Origin of the sequence: Bradyrhizobium sp. RDM12, assembly GCF_051917485.1 — a bacterium.
Lineage (GTDB): Bacteria > Pseudomonadota > Alphaproteobacteria > Rhizobiales > Xanthobacteraceae > Bradyrhizobium.
Genome location: NZ_CM133064.1, coordinates 6212857 through 6230243, shown reverse-complemented (window position 1 = coordinate 6230243; position 17387 = coordinate 6212857). Strand labels below are relative to the sequence as shown.

Sequence of the window (17387 nt, the reverse complement as noted above, 5' to 3'; positions counted from 1 at the left end):
GGTCACCTCGCTAGTCTCCGGCGCGCCCCGGCGCGTCCGAACAGCGATCGGAACGCAGCTGCGATGGTCGAGGCGAACTCGGGATCGTTGATGTTTTCTTTGACGCGGATCAGCTGGCGGTTGCCTGTCGCACGCACCGTGCGCTCCAGGGTGCGGAACAGGGCGGCATCGGCCTCGCCATCCCAGAACGGCTGGCCGCGGGCATCGAGCGCGGAGACGCCTCCCTCGGGCAGGAAGAAGCGCACCGGTCCGTCCATCTGGTTGAGCCGCTCGCCGATCCAGCGGCCCATGCGCTCGTTCTCCTCCACAGTCGTCCGCATCAACGTGACCTGCGGATTGTGGACGTGGAATTTGCGGCCGCGATAGCGCTCGGGGATGGTGTCGGGCGCGCCGAAATTGACCATGTCGAGCGCGCCGACCGAGCCGATGTAGGGCAGGCGGGTGCGGATGATCGCGCCGAAGCGATCATCCGTCGCCGGAAATACGCCACCCATCAGGAGGTCGCAGATCTCGGTCGTGGTGAGATCGATCACGCCGGCGATCTGGCCGGAGTCGACCAGCTTCTCCATCGAGCGGCCGCCGACGCCGGTGGCGTGGAAGACGAGGCATTCGAAATCCTCGCGCAGATCGGCCGCGATCCTCTGCACGGCCGGTGTGGTGACGCCGAACATGGTGATGCCGACCGACGGCAGTCCGGCGCTCGCCGCTCGCTCTCTGCTCTCGCGCTGATCGAGCCGCGCCTTGACCATGCCGGCGATGGCATTGGCGCCGTTCGATAGCACCGCGCGCGAGATCGAGTTGAGGCCTTGCACATCGGTGACGGAGTGCATCATCGTGATGTCGGCCGGACCGACATAGGGGCCGACGTCACCTGAGGCGACCGAGGAGATGATCAGTTTCGGCACACCGACGGGGAGGGTGCGCATGCCGGGTGCGACGAGAGATGCCGCACCCGAGCCGCCAGCGGAAATCACGCCGGCAATATTGCCCTGCCGCTTGATCCAATTGGAGAACGCCTCAGCCATCGCGGTGACTGCAGCACCGCGGTCCGGGCCGAACACGGCGGAGCCGCCGCGACCGTGGTTCAGCGCGATTTCCTGGGCGGAGACATCGCAGGTTGCGTGCTTGCCGCTGGTGGAGACGTCGACCAGCCGCGTACGCAGGCCGGCTTCCATGATGATGTCGCGAATGAAGCGAAGTTCCGTGCCCTTGGTGTCGAGCGTGCCGACGACCAATACGACCGGAGGGCCGGAGGTTTGCGCCGTCACCGGCTCACGCTTGCGCCGCGCGGTGTCGTCGAGGCGGGCAACCTGCGTCGAGAGCGTGCGTGCGGCGGCCTCGATGCGCCCGATCGGGACCGGCTGCGACCACCGTGTCGGCGGTGTCGGATTGGAGATGTAGATCCGGATCGGGCCGCTGGTGCGTGCAGGCTGAGGGGCAGGCTTTGCGTCGCCGCCGGCCGCGGGCCCATCGATGTCGGGTTCGAGCTCGGCGTGCAGTCCGACGCCCAGCAGGCGCCGCTGCAACTCGCGGTCGGCGGACAATCTACCGGAATCGATGATGCGGTTGATGCGACCGTTGACCATGATCGCGACGTTGCGCGAGATCGCGGTGGCAACCCCGATGTTCTGCTCGATCACAAGCACGGACATGTCGCCGTCTTCGCCGAGCTGCTGCAACATTTCCTCGACCTGGGCGACGATGACGGGCGCGAGCCCCTCGGTCGGCTCGTCCATGATCAGCAACTGTGGATTTGTCAGCAGCGCACGCGAGATTGCGAGCATCTGCTGCTCGCCACCGGAGAGCTGACCGCCGCCATGGTCTTTGCGTTCGGCGAGCCGCGGAAAGGTGTCGTAGATGCGCTCGACGGTCCAGGCACCCGACCGCATCCCGCCGGCCAGCCGCAGATGTTCGTCGACGCTGAGCGAGCGCCAGAGCCGCCGGCCCTGCGGCACATAGCCGACCCCGAGCCGCGCGATATGCGCTGGGGGCCGCCGTGTGATGTCCTCGCCGCGGAACCGGATCGAGCCGCCGCTGACCGGCACCAGGCCCATGATCGCCTTGCACAGCGTGGTCTTGCCCATGCCGTTGCGGCCGACGACGGAAAACACGCCGCTGTCGAGCGAGAGGTCGACGCCCTGCAGCGCGTGCGAATGGCCGTAATAGACGTCGAGGCCGCGGACCTCGAGCGCCGCGGGGGAGCGCCGGATCTCACTCATGGCCGCCTCCGAGATAAAGCTCCTGCACCTCGGGGTCGGACTGGATCTCCTCCGGCACGCCTTCCTTGAAGATGCGGCCGTTGTGCATCATCGTCACGCTCTCGACGACGCGCAGCGCCACGTCCATGTCGTGCTCGATGATGATGTAGCCGATATGCGCCGGCAATGAGGTCAGAATCTCGACTAGCTCGGCCCGCTCGGTCGGCGAAAGGCCGGCGGCCGGCTCGTCGAACAGCACGAGCCGAGGGGCGCCCGCCAGCGCCAGCGCGATTTCGAGCTGGCGCTGCTGACCGTGAGCGAGCTCGGCGACGCGCTGATCCTTCACCGCGGTGAGGTGCACAGCTTGGACCAGACTGTCAGCCGCGTGCATCAGCGCATCGTTCTGGCCGGGACGCAGGAACGAGAAGCGCCCGCGCGAGACGCCACGGCAGGCGAGATAGACGTTATCCTGGACGGTGAGGCCGGGGAACAGCGCGGAGATCTGATAGGTCCGCCTCAGCCCGCGGCGGATGCGCTCATAGGGCGGGAAGTGCGTAACGTCCTCACCGAAGAAGCGGATCGTGCCCGATGTCGGCGGGAAGTCGCCGGTGATGCAGTTGAACAGCGTGGTCTTGCCCGCGCCGTTGGAGCCCAGCACGGCGCGCCGCTCGCCGGGGCGCACGGTGATGGTGACGTCGGTCAGCGCCGCCAGCGCGCCGAACAGCCGGGTGACGCCGCGCAGCTCAAGTGCTGCACCGGCACCGACCGCGGAGAGGCGACGGGCGACGCTATCCATGGCCGCGCCCTCCGCCCGGGCGGTCTGACTGCGGACGATGCCTCTGGCGCCAGCGCTGCCACAGGCCGATTACGCCATCTGACGACCAGAACACGATGGCGAGGAAGCCGAGACCAATCAGCAGCCGGAAACGGTTGCCGTCGAGTCCGATCTTGACCAGGAAATCGAGCGCAAACGTGCGCAGGAGGACGAAGACCAGTGCCCCGATATAGGGACCGATCGGCCGGGTAATGCCGCCGACGACGGCGATAATGAGAATGTCGATGCAGGCGCCGACGCTAACCGAGCCCGGCGAGATCTGGCGGTAGTTCCAGACCTGGAGCACGCCGCCAAGGCCTGCGATGAAGGATGTCACCGCATAGGCCGCGACGCGGTGCGCATTGACGTTGAAGCCGAGCGCGGCCATGCGGCGCGGATTGTCGCGCACGCCCTGCAGCGCCAGGCCGAACGGCGCGCGCGCGACGTAGTCGACGGCAAAATAACAGAGCGCAGCAACCGCGAGCACGACATAGTAGAAGGGAATGTCCCAGCGCCAGTCGACGCCCCAGAAATGCGGCGTCGAGACATTGTTGATGCCGGTGTGGCCGTTGAATATCGCCCAGTTCTGGTTGGTGAAGTAGTAAAAGGCCGCGCCAATGGCGAGCGTGATCATGATGGTGTAGATGCCCTCGGTCCGCACCGCGAGCGCGCCGCCGAGCGTGCCGAAGACCGTCGCCAGCGTCAGCGCCATCGGCACCGCAAGCCACCACGGCCAGCCCAGGCTGATATTGGCGTTGCCGCTGACGCCGAACACAGCGACCATGTAGGCGCAAAAGCCCGCGATGGTGAGCTGCATCAGGCTGACCATGCCGCCGTAACCGGCCAGGAACATCAGGCTGAGCGCGATGGTGCCGAGGATCAGCGTCGTCGCAAAAATTTCGATCAGGAAGAAGCCGTTGGCGATCAGCGGCATGATCAGGAGGATGGCCGCCACGATCCAGACCGCGGGATTGTTGACGTCGGGCCAGCCGCGCGCGATCGGACGCTGTGCCGTTGGGACGGCGGTGCGGACCCGAATGCCGGCGTCGTGGGTCACGGACATGTCAGCGCCTCGCGAGCAGGCCCTGAGGCCGAAGCGCCAGCACCAGCACCATGATCAGAAAGGTCACGACGATGGCGTAGGTCGGGATGTAGACCGAGCCGAGTTGCTCGGCGAGGCCGATGATCAGCGCGCCGAGCGCGGCACCCGGGATCGAGCCCATGCCGCCGACGATCACGACCACGAGGGACGCGAGCAGGAAGCGGATGTCCTCGCCGGGGGAGAGTGACTGGAAGGTGCCGCCCACGACGCCCGCGATGCCGGCGAGCCCGGCGCCGAGCGCGAAGACGAGCACGAAGACGATCTGGATGCGTACGCCGGTTGCGGCAAGGATGTCACGATCGTCGACGCCGGCGCGGATGATCATGCCGATCCGGGTGCGGTTGAGCGCGAGCCACATTCCGACGCCGATGATCACGGAGGCCAGGAAGATCACAAGCCGCACCAGCGGATAGCGCAGGTAGACAGCTTCACCGGAGGATCTCACCGCGGTGATCAGCGGCAGCTCGATCGGGCCGATCAGCCAGTTCGGTGTCTGGATCTGGTAGAAGTCGCCGCCGCAGGCCCACAGCATGAGATCGGCGAACACGATCGAAAGCCCGATCGTCACCATGGTCTGGCGCAGATCCTGGCCCTCCATGCGGCGGAACACAAGGACCTGAAGCAGAACGCCGACCAGCGCCGTCAGGATGAAGGCAGCGATAAACGAAAGAATCCAGGATCCGGTCGAGGCGCTGATGGCGTAGCCGACATAGCCGCCGAACAGATAGAGCGACCCGTGCGCGAGGTTGACGTTGCGCATCAGGCCGAAGATTAGCGTAAAACCGCTGGCGACGAGGAAATAGAGACCGCCGAGCGTGATGCCGTTGAAGAGCGCGTTGAGGAACACCCGCTTGCGGCCGATCGCCTCTTCAAGCCCAGCCGGCCATACCGCGAAGATCAGCCACAGTCCCACTGCGACAGCGATGATGACGATCAGCGCCCATGCAGGATGGCGCTCGACAAAGCGGGTCATGGCTTCACCTCGTGCCCGCTTGTGGGCGAGGTCGCACGCAGACCGTTACCGGCCGCAAGCCCTGACATGAACGTACGCTCCCTGGCGACCGCGATCCTCTTGTCGGGATCGCGTTCCGCTCATCCTAATGGGGTGCACGGGAGCGCATTTGATCGTGAGTATCTTTTCGCGTGCTCGTCAGCCGCGCAAAACCTTGGCAGCGCGTCGATAATCGGTCGGCGCCATCCCGACATTGGCGGCAAAGAAACGGGTGAAGCCGCTTTGCGAGGAGAAGCCGAGATCGAAACCGATATCGGCGATCGGCGATTCGCTCGCCACCAGCGCCTCCAGCGCCTGCTCCATCATCAGCGTGTTGAGATAGAGGTGAGGGTAACGCCGGTCTGGGTGCGGAACAGCCGGTAGAAATGCGGCCGCGACAGACCGGATTCGCGCGCGATGGTGTCGAGCTCGATCTCGGCGCCCGGGCTCTCCGACATCATCTTGATGCACTTGCGCACGCGAAAATCGGTGACGGAGCCGTTCGCGCGCGGATCGGGCGAGGTTTCAGCCTGCTGCCAGCTCTCGTCGTAGCAGAGGTCGATCAGACGTCTCAGCTCGCCGTCGAGGCTGTTGAGCGAGGGTGCGCCGCACACAAGGGCGGCTGCGTGCCGGATATGCTTGTCCAGTGCAACCGACCGCGTGAGCTGGGTGCGGCCGAAGCGCAGGCGGTCGGCGCCGGGCGCATCGGGTGCAAACCACTCCGCATTGACATAGAGCACGAAGAAAACGGCGCCGCCGTCGAGATCGGACGGCAGGAAGTTGTGCGGTTCCCAGGGATTGACAGCGACCACGGAGCCTTCAGTGAGCTCGTAACGTCCATCGTTGACATCGATGCATGCGGGACGTCCCCCGACATGGAAGATCAAATGACCTTCGCGATGTGCGTGGATGTTGAAAGGGCGGTTCAACTGATAGACCGTCGCCCGGCCGAAGCGGCCGTGAAAGACGGCGAGCGCCCGGCTCATGCCTTCCCTCCCAGAAGCTCTTGTCTTTTTTTGATAGCGTTCAACAACCGGGGAGAGATTGCAAGGGCGCACGTGTCGCGCACTTTGCAAATCTCTCCCCGGTCAGTCATGGCGTCGCTGATACGACTACGTCAGTACTTCTTACATTCCGGCACTGTACGGCTTGGCAGACCGATCTTGGCGAACACGGCGGGGTCGTAGCCCAGCGTCTGGTTTACGTTCGGGATCACCTTCACGACCTTCGAAAACAGCGCGCCCTTGCCGTCGTCGACGACTTCGGTAACGAAGTTGGTACCGATGGCCTGGCGGTTGGCGTCGAGCTTGATCTTGCCGTTGGGCGCATCGAGCTCGATCTTCGCCAGCGCGGCCTTGTACTTGGACTGGTTGTCGCTGAGATCGCCATTGACCTGACGCAGCGCCAGGATCAGCGCCATGGTCGAGCCGTAGTAGTTGGTGGCGAGCAGCGACGGGCTCGGGAAGCGCTTGTTCGGCGGGAAGGCGTCCTGATAGTCCTTCACGAACTTCTGCCAACCCGGATCTTCCCAGGTGTCGGCCTGGCCACTTGCGGCCAGCGTGCCGACCAGCGCGTTCTTGGCATTGCCCTTGGAGGACAGGATGGTCTGGTCGATCATGATCGACCCGCCCATCAGATGCGCCTTGCCGCCGGCCTGCTGGTACTGGTTGAGGAAGTTGACGGCGTCGGCGCCGCCGAGGCCGAGATAGATTGCGTCGACGTCGTCGGGCAGGGCGGCGATGACCGAGGCAAAATCCTTGGTCCCGAGCGGCACCCATTGGCGGTTGGTGACCTGTCCGCCAGCGCCGCAGAATTCGAGCACGAGGCCGAACACCTGGGTGTAGATGAAGGAATAGTCTTCGCCGACGGTCGCGATCTTGCGATACTTCTTCTCGTCATAGGCGTATTTGCCGAGGCCAACCTGCCACTGCGCGCCGTCCATGTTGTAGCGGAAGAAGTTCGGGGCCGGATCGACATAGGTCGTTTCCTGGGCGCCGGAGGCCGCGTTGATGAAGGTCAGCTCGGGATGGGTCTTTGCAAAATTCTTGACCGCGATGCCCTCGTCGCCTGACAGCGGCGACAGCAGGATCTGCACCTTGTCCTGCTCGATCAGCTTTCGCACCGCGCGGACCGCAGAGTCCGGGGTTGCGTCAGTCGAGGCGATGACGAATTCCAGCTCCTTGTCGCCGACCTTCTTGCCAAGCACGTTGAGCGCGGTCTGGAAGCCGCGAATGCCGTCCTCGCCGAGGACGGTGTAGGTGCCTTCGAGCGTCGCGGTGACGCCGACCTTGATCTTCTCCTGCGCGAAGGCGGTGCCCGACAACAACAGGCTGCTCAACGCGATCAGTCCTAGACTGCCTTTCAACATTGCTCTCCTCCTGGGGCGTTCTTGTCGTTGTTTTTCACCGCATCCTGCCACGTCCGCCGCGGTGCGACGGCTTTGCAAGGCAAACGGTTCTTGAGGCGGAGGCTAACCGAACTCGGATGCGGCGCATGCATCCGAGCCATGCGCGGCTTAACGGGCAGTCTCATTTTGAATGGTGCGTCGCAAATCGTTCCGCGGTGCAACGTCGCGCACGTGCTCGACATTGAGGTCAACAAAGCAACAGCGTCCGCGGCTTCACGGCAGTGCCTTGATGCCGGTGGCCGGCGCGCGCACGGCCGAGGGGTGGGCGCGGGGGACGACGCATAATCGCGCCCAAATCCTCTACTACCTTGCCGAAAATCTGTCCGCGCGCGTCGACGAGTTTCGCCCGGCGCATCGGTGACATGACCGGCGTTTCACCCGCCAAGGCGCGCGCAGAGGTCGAGGCCGGTATCGAGCGCCTGTTCAGCTATGGGGTCTGGGCCGACAAATACGAGGGGACGATCCATGCACCGGTGTTGCGCGGCGTGGCGCTTGCCATGCACGAGCCGACTACCTTGCGGTGATACTTGTTGGCATGCGAACCATCAGAGTTCGGGCAATTTTGAAAGACAAGGGAGGAACGCAACATGCTCAAGGGCATCAATCCACTGCTCAATGCCGACGTGCTCTATGCCTTGCGCGCAATGGGGCACGGAGACCGCCTCGTGGTGTGCGATACCAATTTCCCTGCCGACTCCATCGCGCGCCAGACCGTGTTCGGCGAGCTGCTTCGCATCGACAACGTCAGTGCGGCAAAGGCGATCGAGGCCATCCTCTCGGTAATGCCGCTCGATACGTTCGTCGACGATGCCGCGATGCGCATGGAGATCGTCGGCCAGCCCCAGGAGGTGCCGCCGGTGCAGCGCGAGGTGCAGGCCGTGATCGACCACGCCGAGGGACGGTCCTGGCCGCTGGTCGGGGTCGAGCGCCATGCCTTCTATGAAAAGGCCAAGACGGCCTATTGCGTGATCGCCACCGGTGAGCGGCGCTTCTATGGCTGTTTCCTGTTCTCCAAGGGCGTCATCGCGCCGGACGGAGAGTGACGACGATGAGCAAGACTGGCGTCGCGGTGCTCGGCATCTTCGTCGTCGATCTGGTTGCATTATGTGACTACATCGTTCCCAACGAGACCGAGGCGGAACGCTGATGGGAATCGCGGTGAGCGATCTAGCCGGCGCCCGCGGCGCCGGAGACGCGTTGCTGGCGAAGGGAGCGGGGACCGCGCTGATCACGCTCGGCGAACGCGGCGCGCTGTTTCACGGGCGGGATCGCTCGCTGCACGTGCCGCTATTCGCCACCGGCAAGGTGGTCGAAACCGCAGGGGCGGGCGGTGCATTCGTCGGCGGCTTCGCAGCAGCGCTTGCGGGCGGCGCCGATCCGCTGGAAGCGGCGCGGTTCGGTTTGGCCACGGCCGGAATTTACGCGATCGGGTTTGGCGTTGCGCTCGCGCTGAACGCGCATTTCGGGCGAACGGCTGTTTCGCGTGGCCTTGCTGCTGCCCACGCCGGCGCTCAGCTTTCTGTTCCTGACACGACCTCGAAAAATCAGTGTCACATGCGTACGACTTCGCCGCTTCGAACGCTGGCGTCGGCGGCAAGGACGATGCCCAGCGAGTTGATCGCAGCCTCGTGATGCTCGGACAGATCGATCTCGCCACGAATGGCGCTGAGAAATAGCCGCTGCTCGCGCTCGCAGAGCTCCTGGTGGTCCGGTTCGTCCTCGGTCGAGAGGAGTTCGTCGGAACTTGCGAAGTGGCCCTCCAGGTTGCGGGCTGCATGATGGATCCGGAGTGCATTGGTGCGCGTATGCGTGTCATGGTCCGTCGAGCTCGCAGTCGCATCGGTACTTTCCCGCGCAACAATCGACACACTGCCGTTCGGCCCGATAATGTCCTTCACGAAGTGAGCAGTCTCGCTCATCATCGGTCCCCAACCAACCTCGTACCAGCCAACTGATCCGTCCTCGAACACGATGTGAAGATGGCCGTAATTGTACATGCTAGGCGCGATCTCGTCCGTGAGCCTCGCCCCGACCGCGTGCACGGCGATCGGGCGCGAGCGCGTCACCTGGCACATGATATCGACATAGTGCACGCCGCAATCGACGATCGGTGAGGTCGACAGCATGAGCTTCTTGTGAACCTCCCAGAAGGAGCCGGCCGATTGCTGGTTGAGATTCATGCGCATCACGAGCGGCTTGCCGAGCGTGCGGCCGATCTCGACGAAGCGCGACCATGACGGATGGACGCGAAGGATATAGCCGATCAGCAGCGCCTTTCCGCTCGATCGCGCTGCGTCGACGACGTGCCGGGCTGCGTCGAGCGTCGCGGCAAGGGGCTTTTCGCAGAATACATGCGCACCTGCCGCGAAAGCCTGAAGGGCCATCGTGGCGTGATGTTCGGTATAGGTGCAAATCGCGACCGCATCGGGACGCAGTGCCGTCAGTGCCTCGTCGTATCGTTCGAAGCGCGGCAGACCGGGAAACTCCGCGTCGAGGTCATGGCGAGCGGCCGCGCGAGGGGTGCAGAGGCCGACGAGCTCGAAGCCATCGATCGCGGCGTAGGCGCGGGCGTGGCTGGTTCCCATGGTGCCGAGCCCAATCACGAGAACGCGGATTGGCTGAATTGTCGACGCAGATGAGGAAGACATGGCTCAACCGCGCCCCTTCAATCGAAACAACATCCGCCAGAGCCGTGCATCAGGAGCCGCCAGATGGCCGGCCCTCGATCCAGGTTTCGCGCACGCGCAAATCGTCGTCAAGATGCACCAGGCTCGCAAGATATCCGGGCGCGATGCGGCCAAGCTCCGTCTCGCGTCGCAGAAACGTTGCTGGAACGCGCGAGGCCATCGCGAGTGCGTCACCGAGCTCGAGCTGTGTTACCTCGACGGCAAAGCGTACGGCTTCGTCCATGGTCAGAACCGACCCTGCGAGCGTTCCATCTTCGAGCCGCAGGCTGCCTTCTGCGCGGGTCACGCGGCGGCCCTGTAGATCGAACTGATCGGGACCGCCGGCGGCCGGTGGCATCGCGTCGGTGATCAGCATGAAGCGGTCATGCCGTTTGGCCGCGAAGGCGATACGAATGTTCGCCTCGTGCACGTGATGACCATCCGCGATGATTCCGACGAAGGCCTCGTCGAGGTCGAGCGCTGCGCCAACCATGCCTGGCTCGCGTCCGACCGGCGCGCTCATCGCATTGAACAGGTGCGTGAATGCGTGTGCGCCGGCTTTGACGGCCGCGCTCGCCTGTGCATAGCTTGCATTCGAGTGGCCGAGCGAAATGAGCACGCCATGCCGCGCGAGTTCGGCAATGCTCGCCGCACCGACCCGATTGGGCGCGAGCGTCAGCATGACGGCGCCGCAATTCGCCTCGACGATCGTCGCAATGTCGCCCAGCTTGAGGTCGCGGATATATCTGAGCTCATGCGCGCCCTTGCGAGCCGGATCCAGGAAGGGTCCTTCCAGATGGATGCCGAGTGTTGCCGGGGTCAGTTGCCGTGCTTCGCGCGTTGCGGCGATTGCCGCCGCCATCACTTGCGGGGCATCGGTTACCAGCGTCGGCAGCAGCCCGACGGTGCCGTGCTTGCGATGCGCAGCGGCGATGCGGGCGATGCCTTCCGGCGTCGGGTCCTCGTTGAACAAGACGCCGCCACCGCCGTTGACCTGCACATCGATGTAGCCGGGCGCGAGCAAGCCGCCACCGAGATCGCGTACCGCGCCATGCGGTCTCTCGGCGTAGGGGAGGATTGCGGCGATGCGGTCGCCTTCGATAACGACGACGTGGTCGCAAAGAAAGCGCTCGCCATCGAAAATCCGTGCGCCGGTCAAAACGATCATCAAAGGGTCTCCGTCACCTTGCGCAGGTTGCGCGGGCGGTCGGGATCTCGCCCTAGCTGGAGCGCAAGCGCCTCGGCAAGGCGGTAGAAGCGGTGGATCATGACGATGGGTTCCAGCAGCGTCGCCTCGACTTTTGCGGTCGCGAGACGATCCGTGTCGTCGGCGCCTCCGGCCTCGATTGTAATCACCCTTGCACCGGCACTCGCCAGCGCGGCCAGTGTCGGCAGCATGCCTTCGCGCGCTGCGTCGGACGGAACGAAGGCGATGACGGGAAAGCCGGAGTCCACGAGTTCGGCCGGGCCATGCAGCACCTCGGCCGCGGAATAGGCTTCGGCGTGAATCGCGCAGGTTTCCTTGAGCTTCAGCGCCGCCTCCGCAGCGATCGCAAGCGTCGCACCGCGACCGAGAACGAAAGCGCTGCGGGCATTCGCGAGCTGCCCGAGCAACGCCGCGGGCGGCGGCGCCGTTTGTCCGCGCAGGATCTCGGGCAGGCCGGTGAGGACGTCCGCGAGCTGCCGATCTTCGCGCCAGGCCGCGACGAGGCTCGCGCCCGCGACCAGACCGGCAACCATCGATTTGGTCGCTGCGACTGAGCTTTCAGCGCCGGCGCACAATGGCAGCAGCACTTCGGCCTCTTGCGCGAGCGGCGAGGCCACGTCGTTGACCATTGCGACGGCCAGTGCACCGCCGTCTCGTGCGGCGCGCTGCATCTCGACAATGTCCGGGCTGCGTCCCGATTGCGAGATCGCGATCGAAACACCGCCTTCGAGCCGCATCGGCGTACGATAAAGCGTCGCGATGGAAGGACCGATTGAGGCACAAGGCACCCCCGACACAATCTCGACGAGGTATTTCAGATAGAGCGCACAGCAGTCCGAGGAGCCGCGGGCGATGGTCGCGACGAGCGACGGACCTAGCATGCGCAGACGCGCGCCAAGTTCAGCGAGCCGCTCCGCGTTCTGGGCAAGCTGGCGCGCGGCCGCTTCGCCTGCCTCGCCGATCTCCTGAAGCATGCAGGTCGTCATCGGTGCGCCTTTCGGGCCGGCGGCGACAGCGTGAGTTCAGAGACGAAGTCATACGCGTCCGCCCGGTACCAGGATTTCGTGAATTCGACGCAGGATCCGTCGGCAAGATAGGCGATGCGCTGGATATAGAGGGCGGGGCTGTCCGGTGCGACGCCGAGCAGTTCCGCATCCGCATGATCGACGAGGGTCGCACGCAAGCGCTGCAAGCCACGAGCGGGCCTGACGCCCCGCGCGGAGAGCGCCTCATAAAGCGAGCCGCCGACCGAGTCCTGTTCGGGAAGAAAGCGTATCGGCACGGCGGCGCGTTCGATCGCCATGGGCGAACCGTCAGCCAGGCGCAGGCGGCCGAGCCGGAACACGCGTTCGTTCGGCCGTACGCCAAGCATCATGGACTCTTCCGGCGTCGGCAGGAACACGCCGCGCTCGAGCTCGCGCGAGCTCGCCTCCAATCCACGCAGCCGCATGTCTTCCGTGAAGCTCGTTAGGCGCGAGGAGGGCTGCTCGACGCGCGGCGTCGCCCGATGGATGAAGGTGCCGGCGCCGTGGCGGTGAAACAGCACGCCTTCGGCGATCAGATCGGCGATCGCCTTGCGAAGGGTTGTGCGCGATACGTCGAGCAGCTCGCATAATACCCGCTCGGCCGGAAGCAATTGCGTCTCTGCGAAGCGTCCGGTCTCAATCTCGTGCCGAAGCGCGTCGACCACGGCACGATAGAGCTTCTGGCCCGGCGCGGTTTCGACCGTCATGGACATGCGGCGTCCTCCGCGAGCGTTCCGCCGATGAGCAGGATCGCGCCGTCGACCGCGTCGCGCCGTGGCAGTGCGAGGCGCGTGGCCACACCAGCCGGCAAAAATGGGCGCATGGGCTCACCGAAGCCGCCGGCGAGTGCAATGCGCTCGGCGCCAAGTGCATTCAGGGCGTTCGCAAGCGCGGCTATCGCGCTGGCTGCTTCGCCGACGACTTCGCGCGCGCGCATATCTCCGGACCTGGCGACGTCCAGGATCTGGGGTGCGAAGGCGCCGTAGTCGCTTGGCCTTGCGTCCGCCGCCCAGCGGCTCATGCGCAATGGATCGCCATCGAAATGGCGCCCGAGCGCTTGCGCCAAGCCGCTCATCGGCTCGAGGCCATCGATCGCACGCAGCGTCGCGCGCAACGCCGACTCGCCAAGGCGGGCAGCAGATCCGTCGTCGCCGAGCCAGAACCCGCGCCCGCCGATGATCGTCGTCGAGCTCCCACGCGAGCGATGCCCGCCGAGCCCGTGCCCGCGATGATCAGGCCGCCGTCGCCGAGGCCATTGGCACCGACGCAGGCGGCGACAGCATCATTCACGGCGGCGATGCGCGCAAAGCCGGGCAGGGCGGCAGAGACGCGCCCTGCTTCCTCCTCGTCGGAAAGCCCGGCAAGGCTAAGGCCGACTGCGATCTCCTGCCTTGGTGCTCCGGCTGGGATGGCGGACTCGATCGTCTCACGGACGACTCGCATGGCTTCGTCGAAATCGAGATAGATGTTCGAGGCCGGCCCGAGGCCACGCCCGAGCTCGCGGCCCGAGGAATCCCGAAGTCTCGCGCGACACCGGGTCGCGCCGCCGTCCACACCGAGGAAGAACTGGGCCGTCGCCAAGGAGCCTCCCTAAAAGTCCTTAACGCCCCTAGACAAGTGGTATGTCACGCGGCTAGAACAAATACAAGAGGTATCTACCATTGGTATTTACGATGTCGATGCCGAGGCTGGAGACAGACGGCGAAAGGTGCTGCGACACCGGTGGTGTCGTGATCCTCGATGACGCGATGTTCGCGGAGGCGGTGCTCGCATCCTACCGCCGGGCGATCGCTTCGGTCGCAGCCGCCGCCGGCGACATCCGCGCCGCCGCGCTTCGCCTCGCTGCGATCTGGCGAGCAGGTGGACGGCTGATCTATGCGGGCGCGGGCTCTTCCGGTCTTGCGGCCGCTGAAGACGCCGCCGAGCTTCCCGGCACGTTCGGCCTCGATGAGAGCCGCATCGCGATTGTCCTGCCCGGCGGGACCACCGAGCTGTTCCGCATCGATGGCGCCGCGGAGGACGATGCCGCAGCCGGCGAGCAGGCGATGACCGGGCTCGGTGATCTCTCTCGTGATGCCGTGATCGTCGTATCGGCGAGCGGCTCGACGCCGTTCACCGTCGCTGCAGCCGCAGAGGCGCGCCGCCGCGGCGCCTTCGTGATCGGCATCGCGCATCGTCCGGGCGCGCCTTTGCTCGTCGGTGCCGACGCGTCGATCTTGCTCGAGAGCGGGGAGGAGGCGCTGCGCGGATCGACACGGCTCGCGGCCGGAACTGCGCAAAAGGCCGCGCTAGGCATGCTCTCGTCATTGATGGGGTTCGAGCTTGGTCACATCTATCAGGGCCTCATGGTCAATCTGAAGGCCGACAATGCCAGATTGCGCGAGCGGGCGCGTGGGATCGTCGCAACGATCGCCGGCGTCAGCGATGCCAAAGCGGAAGCGGCGCTGCGCGAGGCCTGCGGCGAGGTCAAGCCGGCGATCCTGATTGCCTGCGGCGTCGTCATCAGGAGCGAGGCGGTCACGTGTCTCGCTGCTGCGGAAGGCCGGATAGACGATGCGTTGCGCCGCGCAGGCGTTAGCCACGGGATCAAGGGCGAAGGCCCGAACAAGGGAGCGTAGCATGAGACGGACATTCAAGGCTGCAATGGGAGCTGAGGCTGCCGCGTTGGCGTTGCTTGCGGGGCTTGCGTCGGCCCAGGCAGGCTCGTTGAAGATCGAGAGCTGGCGCAACGACGACGCTGACATCTGGAACTCGAAGATCATTCCCGCTTTCAACAAGCGTTATCCCGACATCAAGATTGAATTCGCGCCTTCGGCGCCCAAGGAATACAACGCCGCCCTGAACGCACGGCTTGATGGCGGCACCGCCGGCGACCTCATTACGTGCCGTCCGTTCGACGCCTCGCTCGCGCTCTATCAAAAGCATCAGCTCGACGCGGTCGATGGCCTCAAGGGGATGGACAATTTCTCCGATGTTGCGAAGGCCGCATGGCAAACCGACGACGGCAAAACCACCTTCTGTGTTCCGATCGCCTCCGTCATCGCGGGGTTTATCTACAACAAGGAAGCGTTTGCCAAAGTCGGCGTGTCCGAGCCAAAGACGCTCGATGAATTCCACGCCGTGCTTGAGAAATTCAAGAAGGACGGGACCTATGTCCCGCTGGTGATGGGCACGGCCGACCAGTGGGAGGCCGCGACCATGGGATTCCAGAACGTCGGCCCCGACTATTGGAAGGGCGAGACCGGTCGCGCCAATCTCATTGCCGGCAAGGAGAAGCTCACCGACCCGCAATACGTCGCGGCCTTCAAGGAGATCGCGAACTGGGCGCCCTACCTCGGATCGGGCTTCCAGGCGCAGACCTACGCTGACAGTCAGAACCTGTTCTCGCTCGGCAAGGGCGCGATCTATGCGGCTGGCTCGTGGGATATCTCGACGTTCCGCGGCCAGGCGAAATTCGCCATGGGTGCATTCCCGCCGCCGCAGCCGGCCGGCACGACGGATTGCTATATCTCCGATCACACCGACATCGCGATGGGCGTCAACGCAGCGTCGAAGAACAAGGAAGACGCAAACAAATTCCTGGAATGGCTGACGACGCCGGAATTCGCAACGATCTACGCCAACGCGCTTCCCGGCTTCTTCCCCCTCGGCAAGACCGCGGTGAAGGTCGACGACGACGTCGCCGCAACGATGGTCGGATGGCGCCAGACCTGCAAGTCGACGATCCGCAACTCCTATCAGATACTGTCGCGCGGTACGCCGAATCTGGAAAACGAGCTCTGGAACGTGTCCGCGCAGGTCGTCAACGGCAAGCTGACGCCCGATGCTGCCGGCAAGCAGCTGCAGGACGGCCTCGACAAGTGGTACAAGCCCGCCAAGTGAAGCCAGTCCCCTCTCTCCGCTCTGGCGGGGAGAGGGACTTTCCTGTTCGATAGTTGCTGCATACTCCGCTGACTCGCGGCACGAGCCGCAGGCGCGGAGAGCGACGATAACGCACGCTAGGTTCAACCTCTTTCCGTCATGCCTGAATCGGTCTCGAACATCACGGCCCAGATGCCTCGCGCAAAACTCGCGGGCCTTCTGCTGTTCTTTCTCGGACCGGCGGTCGTGATCTACACCCTGTTCTCGATCTATCCTCTCGTCGCGACGATGGCGCTCTCCACCTACACGAGCGATCCGTCTGGAGCCCGGTATTTCGTCGGGCTGGCCAACTTCGAGACGCTGCTCGGTGATGCGCTCTGGTCGAAGCCATTCTGGAATGCCCTCGGCAACAATCTGATATTCTTCGCCGTGCACATGTGTGTACAGAATCCGATCGGTATCGCGCTCGCAGGATTGCTGAGCCTGCCGGGCCTGAGGCTCAAGGGCTTTTATCGCACCGTCATGTTCTTACCGACGATGCTCTCGGTGGTCATCGTCGGCTTCTCCTGGAACCTGATCCTGTCCCCGCTCTGGGGCGTGGCTGCCGGCGCCTTGAAGTCCGTGGGGTTGGGCTCACTGTTCGCGCCCTGGCTGGGCCTCGAATCCAGCGCACTCGTAACCCTGTCGCTCATTTCGGTCTGGCAATTCGTTGGCATCCCGATGATGTTGATCTATGCCGCGCTGCTCAACATCCCACAAGAGTTGATCGACGCGGCACGCGTCGACGGGCTCGGACAATTCCGCATCTTCTTCCACATCAAGCTTCCGCTCGTCCTGCCGACGATCAGCCTGGTCTCGGTCTTGACCTTCGTCGCCAACTTCAACGCTTTCGATCTGATCTATTCGGTCAAGGGTGCGCTCGCGGGGCCGAATTTCGCAACCGACATTCTCGGCACGTTTTTCTACCGGACCTTCTTCGGCAATCAGCTCCAGCTCGGCAACCCGACGATGGGCGCTGCGGTTGCGACCGTCATGTTCTTTATCATTCTCGTCGGCCTTTGCCTTTACCTCTTCCTCGTGCAGCGGCGCATCCGCCGTTATGTTTTTTGAGGGGAG

General features: G+C 64.6%; 14 protein-coding genes and 3 pseudogenes. 6 read left to right on the top strand and 11 right to left on the bottom strand.

The window, feature by feature from the left end; genetic code table 11:
* Window positions 1–2: 2 nt before the first annotated feature.
* From ACTGJ9_RS30580 to ACTGJ9_RS30555, 6 genes and pseudogenes are all read right to left on the bottom strand, one after another.
* Window positions 3–2219, bottom strand: coding sequence for a Tm-1-like ATP-binding domain-containing protein (locus tag ACTGJ9_RS30580; RefSeq protein ID WP_456674086.1), 2217 nt, complete (start codon window positions 2217–2219; stop codon window positions 3–5).
* On the bottom strand, window positions 2212–2994 hold the full coding sequence (locus tag ACTGJ9_RS30575; protein WP_456674085.1) for an ABC transporter ATP-binding protein: 783 nt from the start codon (window positions 2992–2994) through the stop codon (window positions 2212–2214). Before ACTGJ9_RS30575 ends, ACTGJ9_RS30580 begins: the two co-directional genes overlap by 8 nt.
* The gene (locus ACTGJ9_RS30570; RefSeq protein WP_456674084.1) at window positions 2987–4075 is read right to left on the bottom strand and encodes a branched-chain amino acid ABC transporter permease; all 1089 of its coding nucleotides are present in this window, start codon (window positions 4073–4075) and stop codon (window positions 2987–2989) included. Before ACTGJ9_RS30570 ends, ACTGJ9_RS30575 begins: the two co-directional genes overlap by 8 nt.
* A gap of 1 nt (window position 4076) precedes the next feature.
* Window positions 4077–5087, bottom strand: a complete 1011-nt coding sequence (locus ACTGJ9_RS30565) for a branched-chain amino acid ABC transporter permease (protein ID WP_456674083.1) — start codon at window positions 5085–5087, stop codon at window positions 4077–4079.
* A 177-nt stretch (window positions 5088–5264) separates the two neighbouring features.
* Window positions 5265–6091 (bottom strand): annotated as a pseudogene (locus tag ACTGJ9_RS30560) (AraC family transcriptional regulator).
* Between the two features lie 131 nt (window positions 6092–6222).
* Window positions 6223–7473, bottom strand: coding sequence for an ABC transporter substrate-binding protein (locus tag ACTGJ9_RS30555; RefSeq protein ID WP_200468655.1), 1251 nt, complete (start codon window positions 7471–7473; stop codon window positions 6223–6225).
* Between the two features lie 274 nt (window positions 7474–7747).
* On the opposite strand from ACTGJ9_RS30555, the pseudogene ACTGJ9_RS30550 reads away from it, so the two are divergent.
* The 3 genes and pseudogenes from ACTGJ9_RS30550 to ACTGJ9_RS30540 all read left to right on the top strand — a co-directional run.
* A pseudogene (locus tag ACTGJ9_RS30550) lies at window positions 7748–8021 on the top strand (aldehyde dehydrogenase family protein); the annotation flags it as partial.
* 78 nt (window positions 8022–8099) lie between these two features.
* Window positions 8100–8555: an RbsD/FucU family protein gene (locus tag ACTGJ9_RS30545; RefSeq protein ID WP_456674082.1), complete on the top strand. Its 456-nt coding sequence runs from the start codon at window positions 8100–8102 to the stop codon at window positions 8553–8555.
* 115 nt (window positions 8556–8670) lie between these two features.
* Entirely contained in the window at window positions 8671–9144 is a 474-nt protein-coding gene (locus tag ACTGJ9_RS30540; RefSeq protein ID WP_456674081.1) for a PfkB family carbohydrate kinase, read from the top strand.
* On the opposite strand, the gene ACTGJ9_RS30535 is transcribed toward ACTGJ9_RS30540, so the two are convergent.
* The 5 genes and pseudogenes from ACTGJ9_RS30535 to ACTGJ9_RS30515 form a co-directional block, all read right to left on the bottom strand.
* Window positions 9063–10097, bottom strand: coding sequence for a Gfo/Idh/MocA family protein (locus ACTGJ9_RS30535; protein ID WP_456674080.1), 1035 nt, complete (start codon window positions 10095–10097; stop codon window positions 9063–9065). The genes ACTGJ9_RS30540 and ACTGJ9_RS30535 overlap by 82 nt on opposite strands.
* A 112-nt stretch (window positions 10098–10209) precedes the next feature.
* Window positions 10210–11346, bottom strand: coding sequence for an N-acetylglucosamine-6-phosphate deacetylase (gene nagA, locus ACTGJ9_RS30530; RefSeq protein ID WP_456674079.1), 1137 nt, complete (start codon window positions 11344–11346; stop codon window positions 10210–10212).
* The gene (locus ACTGJ9_RS30525) at window positions 11346–12371 is read right to left on the bottom strand and encodes an SIS domain-containing protein (RefSeq protein WP_456674078.1); all 1026 of its coding nucleotides are present in this window, start codon (window positions 12369–12371) and stop codon (window positions 11346–11348) included. Before ACTGJ9_RS30525 ends, nagA begins: the two co-directional genes overlap by 1 nt.
* On the bottom strand, window positions 12368–13075 hold the full coding sequence (locus ACTGJ9_RS30520; protein ID WP_456674077.1) for a GntR family transcriptional regulator: 708 nt from the start codon (window positions 13073–13075) through the stop codon (window positions 12368–12370). Before ACTGJ9_RS30520 ends, ACTGJ9_RS30525 begins: the two co-directional genes overlap by 4 nt.
* A 38-nt stretch (window positions 13076–13113) precedes the next feature.
* Window positions 13114–13964, bottom strand: a pseudogene (locus tag ACTGJ9_RS30515) (glucosamine kinase nucleotide-binding domain-containing protein).
* Between the two features lie 119 nt (window positions 13965–14083).
* On the opposite strand from ACTGJ9_RS30515, the gene ACTGJ9_RS30510 reads away from it, so the two are divergent.
* From ACTGJ9_RS30510 to ACTGJ9_RS30500, 3 genes are all read left to right on the top strand, one after another.
* Window positions 14084–15028 carry an N-acetylmuramic acid 6-phosphate etherase gene (locus ACTGJ9_RS30510; RefSeq protein WP_456674076.1) on the top strand — a complete coding sequence of 315 codons (945 nt, stop codon included), beginning with the start codon at window positions 14084–14086 and terminating at the stop codon, window positions 15026–15028.
* 1 nt (window position 15029) lies between these two features.
* Window positions 15030–16292 (top strand): ABC transporter substrate-binding protein, encoded by a 1263-nt coding sequence (locus tag ACTGJ9_RS30505; RefSeq protein WP_456674075.1) that lies wholly within the window; start codon window positions 15030–15032, stop codon window positions 16290–16292.
* Window positions 16293–16463: 171 nt separating this feature from the next.
* Window positions 16464–17381, top strand: coding sequence for a carbohydrate ABC transporter permease (locus tag ACTGJ9_RS30500; RefSeq protein WP_456678684.1), 918 nt, complete (start codon window positions 16464–16466; stop codon window positions 17379–17381).
* Window positions 17382–17387 lie beyond the last annotated feature (6 nt).